The organism is Candidatus Sysuiplasma acidicola (genome assembly GCA_019721035.1).
In the GTDB taxonomy this organism is placed as follows: Archaea; Thermoplasmatota; Thermoplasmata; order Sysuiplasmatales; family Sysuiplasmataceae; genus Sysuiplasma; species Sysuiplasma acidicola.
The window spans coordinates 28,225-33,463 of record JAHEAA010000022.1; the positions used below are offsets into that span (position 1 = coordinate 28,225).

6 protein-coding genes are annotated in these 5,239 nt (G+C 48.1%); 3 read left to right on the forward strand and 3 right to left on the reverse strand.

All coding sequences use genetic code 11. The features are described from left to right. A partial coding sequence (locus KIS30_09070; GenBank protein MBX8646890.1) for a hypothetical protein occupies positions 1-484 on the reverse strand: 484 nt, incomplete at its 3' end. After that, a complete protein-coding gene (locus tag KIS30_09075; GenBank protein ID MBX8646891.1) occupies positions 396-1,106 on the reverse strand; it encodes a hypothetical protein in 711 nt (236 codons plus the stop codon). The genes KIS30_09075 and KIS30_09070, both read right to left, overlap by 89 nt. A 291-nt stretch (positions 1,107-1,397) precedes the next feature. Between KIS30_09075 and KIS30_09080 the strand changes: the two genes are divergently transcribed. Both KIS30_09080 and KIS30_09085 read left to right on the forward strand, forming a co-directional pair. Continuing rightward, positions 1,398-2,219 (forward strand): hypothetical protein, encoded by an 822-nt coding sequence (locus KIS30_09080; GenBank protein MBX8646892.1) that lies wholly within the window; start codon positions 1,398-1,400, stop codon positions 2,217-2,219. 76 nt (positions 2,220-2,295) lie between these two features. Beyond that, positions 2,296-3,816 carry an ABC transporter permease subunit gene (locus KIS30_09085; protein ID MBX8646893.1) on the forward strand — a complete coding sequence of 507 codons (1,521 nt, stop codon included), beginning with the start codon at positions 2,296-2,298 and terminating at the stop codon, positions 3,814-3,816. A gap of 233 nt (positions 3,817-4,049) precedes the next feature. Here the strand turns inward: KIS30_09085 and KIS30_09090 are convergent, their stop codons facing one another. Continuing rightward, on the reverse strand, positions 4,050-5,108 hold the full coding sequence (locus KIS30_09090) for an IS110 family transposase (protein MBX8646894.1): 1,059 nt from the start codon (positions 5,106-5,108) through the stop codon (positions 4,050-4,052). Here KIS30_09090 and KIS30_09095 point away from each other — a divergent pair. After that, positions 5,060-5,239 (forward strand): hypothetical protein (locus KIS30_09095; protein ID MBX8646895.1); only part of this gene is annotated, 180 nt, incomplete at its 3' end. The genes KIS30_09090 and KIS30_09095 overlap by 49 nt on opposite strands.

The window sequence follows — 5,239 nt, forward strand, 5'->3', positions numbered from 1 at the left end:
ATGTTTGTACGGACGAAACTCCGGCCCGTTTCACATGCTGCTGCATGATGCCAGATCTCCCCGGGTAAGAACGGATGCCTTCATCCCATATACCCGCCGCATATACGCAAGCAGACCTGTGCAGCTGTTGGACTTCGCTCTGAATGGCGAGCTTGTCCGGTCTGCTCACCGCCTCGTATACGGTTTCTGTTCGTCGGGCCGGGACTTTGCCTGCGGCTTCCTTCAGATTCAGTCTCGCGACTGACACCCTTGCCGTTCGGCTAACGGTCGCTGCTGCAACCCCGTAAAGGACTTTCACCTTCTGACCTCCGTTCATGCCGGGCACACCATTGCACCCGACTGCCCTGCAGTCAGGATCTGTCAGTGAAATCTCGTGCTCGCCCGTGCTCTCCATTTCATCTAGCATCTTTGAGTAGTGTTCCTTCTTCTCCTCGAGCTGCCTTATCTTTTCCTGGAGACTCTCTCCGCTCTTGCCTTTCCTCAAGCTCGTCCTCCCTCTCCATATCACGGATGTATCTGTCTATTCCGCTGTCAATCTCACTTATCTTCTTCTCTGCGACAGCTTTTGTAACGTTATTCTCGAAGGAGTTGACAGCTCTCAGCTTCGTGCTGTCAATGCCAATGAGCTCACCACCAAACAAATCGAGTTCCCTGCAGAAGAACACGAACTGCCTCTTCCTCTTCTTACCTGCCTTCCTGGGCACGAACCAGCACAGGTAGCGCCTCGTGCCGAAGCCGGTGCCGTCACCGGCAATATTCAGCCTGCGGCACTTTCTGAGCACCACTGTTATCGAGTGCATCAGTGACTGCAGAAAGTTCTCTGATATTCTTGAGCAGTACTTCCGTGCCATATTGTAGTGCGGCACAGTCGTCATGCCGTCGAGCATGACAACGGTGCTGTCAGCAGCCAGCAGCGAGTATGTGCCTCTGTATGAGTCGCAGAAGAGAGTCTTCAGCACGAGGAACATCACAATATCGGAAGGAGGCGCCGGCGGCCTTCCACTGCCGTCACTCCTCACCCTGTAAGGCGCCCTCCTGCTTCTCACCTCGGCACCAACAGTTGTTATGACCTCTTCTTTTTCATACTTCCGGCACTCGTTGTACACTTTCCAGTTCCTGCTTCTCCTTGTCGTTCACATCCCATCCCGCCGACAACGGGATGGGCATCAAAAGTCAGATAAACAACGGATGCACATTATCCGGCGGAGATGCGCCATCCTGTTGTCGTTGCAAACAAAAGGTATGGCATCTCCTCAATTTCATATTTTGTGGGCACACCCGAACTTATCGGAACTTTCAAATATTGAAATTTTGATCATATGAGCGTGACTATTAACATTGTTTCTCGAATCACAGTAATTTCAATTGTGGTATTATTGAGCATATCCGGTGTGAGTATGGTCACTGCCAACTCGATCACGAATAGTGCCGCGGCATCAACGTCTCAGACTAAAGAAAGTCTGCACGTCGTTTCAGCATCTCGTGCTAATCTCATTGGCGGTTCCGGCACTACATTAAATTGGGCAGGTTATGTGGTGGCTACAAGTTTTTCCAACCCACAGCCTGTTATATCAGGCATTAGTGGTTCATGGGTACTCCAAAAGGTGAAACCAACCTCGAATTTAGATCAGTACACTTATTCAAGTCAATGGGTGGGTATTGGCGGCTATTTCTCAGGTGAACTTATTCAAGTGGGAACAGAGTCTGATACTTATTCTGGATTCTTCGGTATTGGTGCTACTACTTACTATGCATGGTATGAGATGCTCCCCTATAACGGTCAGCCTGGCAACAGTAGTGAAGTCAAGATTAAAATGGCAGTCCATCCAGGAAATATAATGGTTGCCGAAATCTTTGGCAATAATCCAACTTGGACAATCACGATAGCTGACACAAATACGAGCGGGTTCTTTCAGAAGGTTTTTACCTACAACACAGACATGAAGTCCGGCGATTTCATCGATGAGCGACCTACAGTAAATGGCGGATTGCCTACACTTGCTAATTTCGGGACAGCATATTTTGGGCCAGCGTATGCAGGCTCTGGTAATTACAATACAGTAACTGAAACTGACGGAAACGTGTATTTCTTAGGATCGAATGGAATACAAAACGTTGCACTGACCATGGACAACTCCAGCGGTAATGTTCTGGCGCAGCCTTCTTCACTGAACAATGATTTGCAAAGCTTTACAGTTACTTGGAAAAGAGGATCCTAAAATTACTCTCATAATAAGCACTGTACAGCATAATTTATTGAAGACTCAGATGCCATGAGTCTGAGTAAGTGGAATCATGAATTCAATGAGGAATAAGCTCAATATCGGCCTAGCTTACGACTTGTATCGATCTCTGACAAGTAAATCATTCATATCCTCAGTGGCGCTGATGCTATCGATATCGATAATTGTGGGCGCCAGCCTTATAGGTGGCATAACGAACCCCTCGGAAAACGGCATAAACATTGACCATGCTTACTTTTACGAAAACTCCTCCTATCATCAGGTTAGCTACTTCTTCGATGCAACAGGTAATCCTCTGACACATCTATCGGTTTCGTTTGTTGTGTTGAATCAGACGAATCGTGTATTTTCGGCTGAAACCACTACAAGCACTAACGGTTTTGCGAACTTCACCTTCAGTCCGCCGATCTTAACAGAGCAGTTCATAGCTTATGAGAATTATTCATACGCCGGAGAAGAATTTTCGACAAACGTAATCTTGAACGCTTCAAACCATTCCATGAATTACATGTCAGGATTGGGATATCAAATTAACCCTGTTGCAAAACCGCGCGACCCTTATGGGGACAACCTTTTGATTTTCTATTTGGGTGAAAACGGAACAAGGTCTTCAACGGTCAAAGTCTATCTTGCAAAGGCCAGTGGCCTCACCGGGGTCGAAACAAATGGTTCTAACAGTTACAACAAATACAACAGTAAGAAACTCGTTGCCACAATTTCTGATTTTTGTTTAACAATAGTAAATGTACCTGTTGGACCTTCCGGGATCTCCCAGTTTTTTAATGTCTTTATATATTCCGCCAATAATACCCTCTTGGCAGAGAGTGTCAACCTCAGATTGAGTTTTCCCTCACCGGGTTATCAGGCGGCCGATGAGGCAGCCATATTTTCGTCAGCTTATCTTCCTGTACTAGGCTCCATGATAGCATTCCTGATAGCTTATACCAACTATGGAAGGCTGTTTTCGGCAGGTGTTATGGACAGTATCCTTGTAAGGCCAATCACGCGCGGGAGGTTGTTTCTGTCCAGATGGATTTCCTCGGCAATATCACTGTTCACCTTTCCTTTGCTCATATTCGCCACCTTAGATATGCTGATTTTTTGGAGGTTTAGCTCTCTCATCCCCTTGCCGGTTTATACCATTCTGCTGACCGGAATCTATTTTTCCTTTTTGGCCTTTCTGGGCATCGTACTCGCACTGTCCAATGTAGTAAAGTCGGACTCGGTGCTCTTCGGTTCGACACTTTTCATTTTGATAGTCTTTACAGTCCTATGGGGCAGCATTGGCCAATTAATTGGAGGATTCCTCGGCATTTCCCCTCCGATCGGCGTTGGAGTGCCTGGGGTGAGCGAGAACTACTTGTCCCTGCAGCTGCTCACTTACTATCTCAATCCAGTAGGAGGAATTACTCTTGCATCCACAGCGGTGACCGGCAATTTTGAAAATTTCATTCAGCCCATTTCTGCGTCCCCATATTCGCCGACAGCGATCAGGATTGTGTTGGAAGGAGTTGCATGGACAGTTTTTACCTTGGCCGTTTCATATTTCACTGCGATAAAGACTCGGCGATGACTCTCTACTGGAACCTGATTGTTATATAGAACGGGATGTGGAGACCGAATCACTGTGTCCGCTACAGGAAATGAATGCTGCGAAGCGACCTATATGGACATTTACATTGCTTTTTTCTGCTGATTCTGCGATGAGTGCTTGAGCTGATGTATGCTCATTCAACGAATAAAATTGCCGTTCCCGCACACGTTGCGGCGGTGAATTTCTGTCTTTGAATTTTTCCGATTTTCCGCTCAGGCGACGCACTTCTCTGCCTTCGCCTTCAAATACAACTGCGGAATAGTGAACTCTTTTCCGTGTCTCATGACGGAAAATGCCTGAATGAGAAGCTTCCGTGCAACGGCAATCCTTGCGACTTTCTTGTGCTTTCCCCTTGCAATGAGCCTGTCGTAGAGGACGGTGCAGGCCGGATTGCACTGTATCGCGGGCAAGGCACTCTGGAAGAGTGCTGTTCTCAGTGCCTTGCTCCCCCTCTTTGATATGGGCAAACCCGTGCTCTCATACTTGCCCGAATCACTTTTCTGCGGATCCAGACCGGCGAACGCAATCACATCATTCACAGTCTCGAACCTTCCCGTGCTGGCAATTTCGCACTCTATGATTGCTGCAGTGACGGGGCCGATGCCCGGCACTGTTGCAACCAGGCTGCCCTTCTTCTCCATCTCCTTCCCTATCTTCCTCTCCTGATGCTCAGTGCATTCGCTGATGAGTTCAAGCTCCCTGATGAGGTAGCGCACCTCATCGACGAGCGGTTCTTCGAGACCGTCTGCTGTCTTCCTGCCGGCGAATATGCCTGCAAGGGTTTTTGCTTTCTCTGCCGTCTTCGATTTGACTGCATAGAAACGGGAGATGACTTTCTCAATCTCGTCGGCCGTAGCATTGAACAGACGCGTGTGCTGGCAGAAACTCCTGAGCAGTGCAATATTCGAAGGTGTATTCACATCTCTCATTTCCTGCGAAAGTCCCGGACAGAGTATGTCCAGGTCCCTTCTGAGCTGTGCCTTTGTCTTCGCCGCCCTGTCGACAAGCCGCTGCCTGACACGTGTTCTCTCCTTGAGTCCCGCGTCATCCCCGGACCACTTTGTCTGTTCGTGATGCATGTGGTTCTTGCGTGTGAACTCCGCGATGAGTTCACAGTCGAGCTCATCCGTCTTCGTCTTTCTGAGCTGCCCGGGAGTACACTGGAAAATTGTGTAAAAACGAAAACAGAAAGAGAGAAAGAGGAAGATAGTATGTCTGACAGATGTATGACACAGGGAACATGGAGAGAGCAGATATGAGAAGAGAGGCAAGGAACAGTACAGATACAGTGATGGAAAAGGTGCAGGAGGAGGAAGAGGACAGTACTGCAGACAGCCTTACAGAGAAAACTGCAGACGAGATCTTCGCCAGGATGCAGAAGGGTGAGAACGTTTCCCTTCCA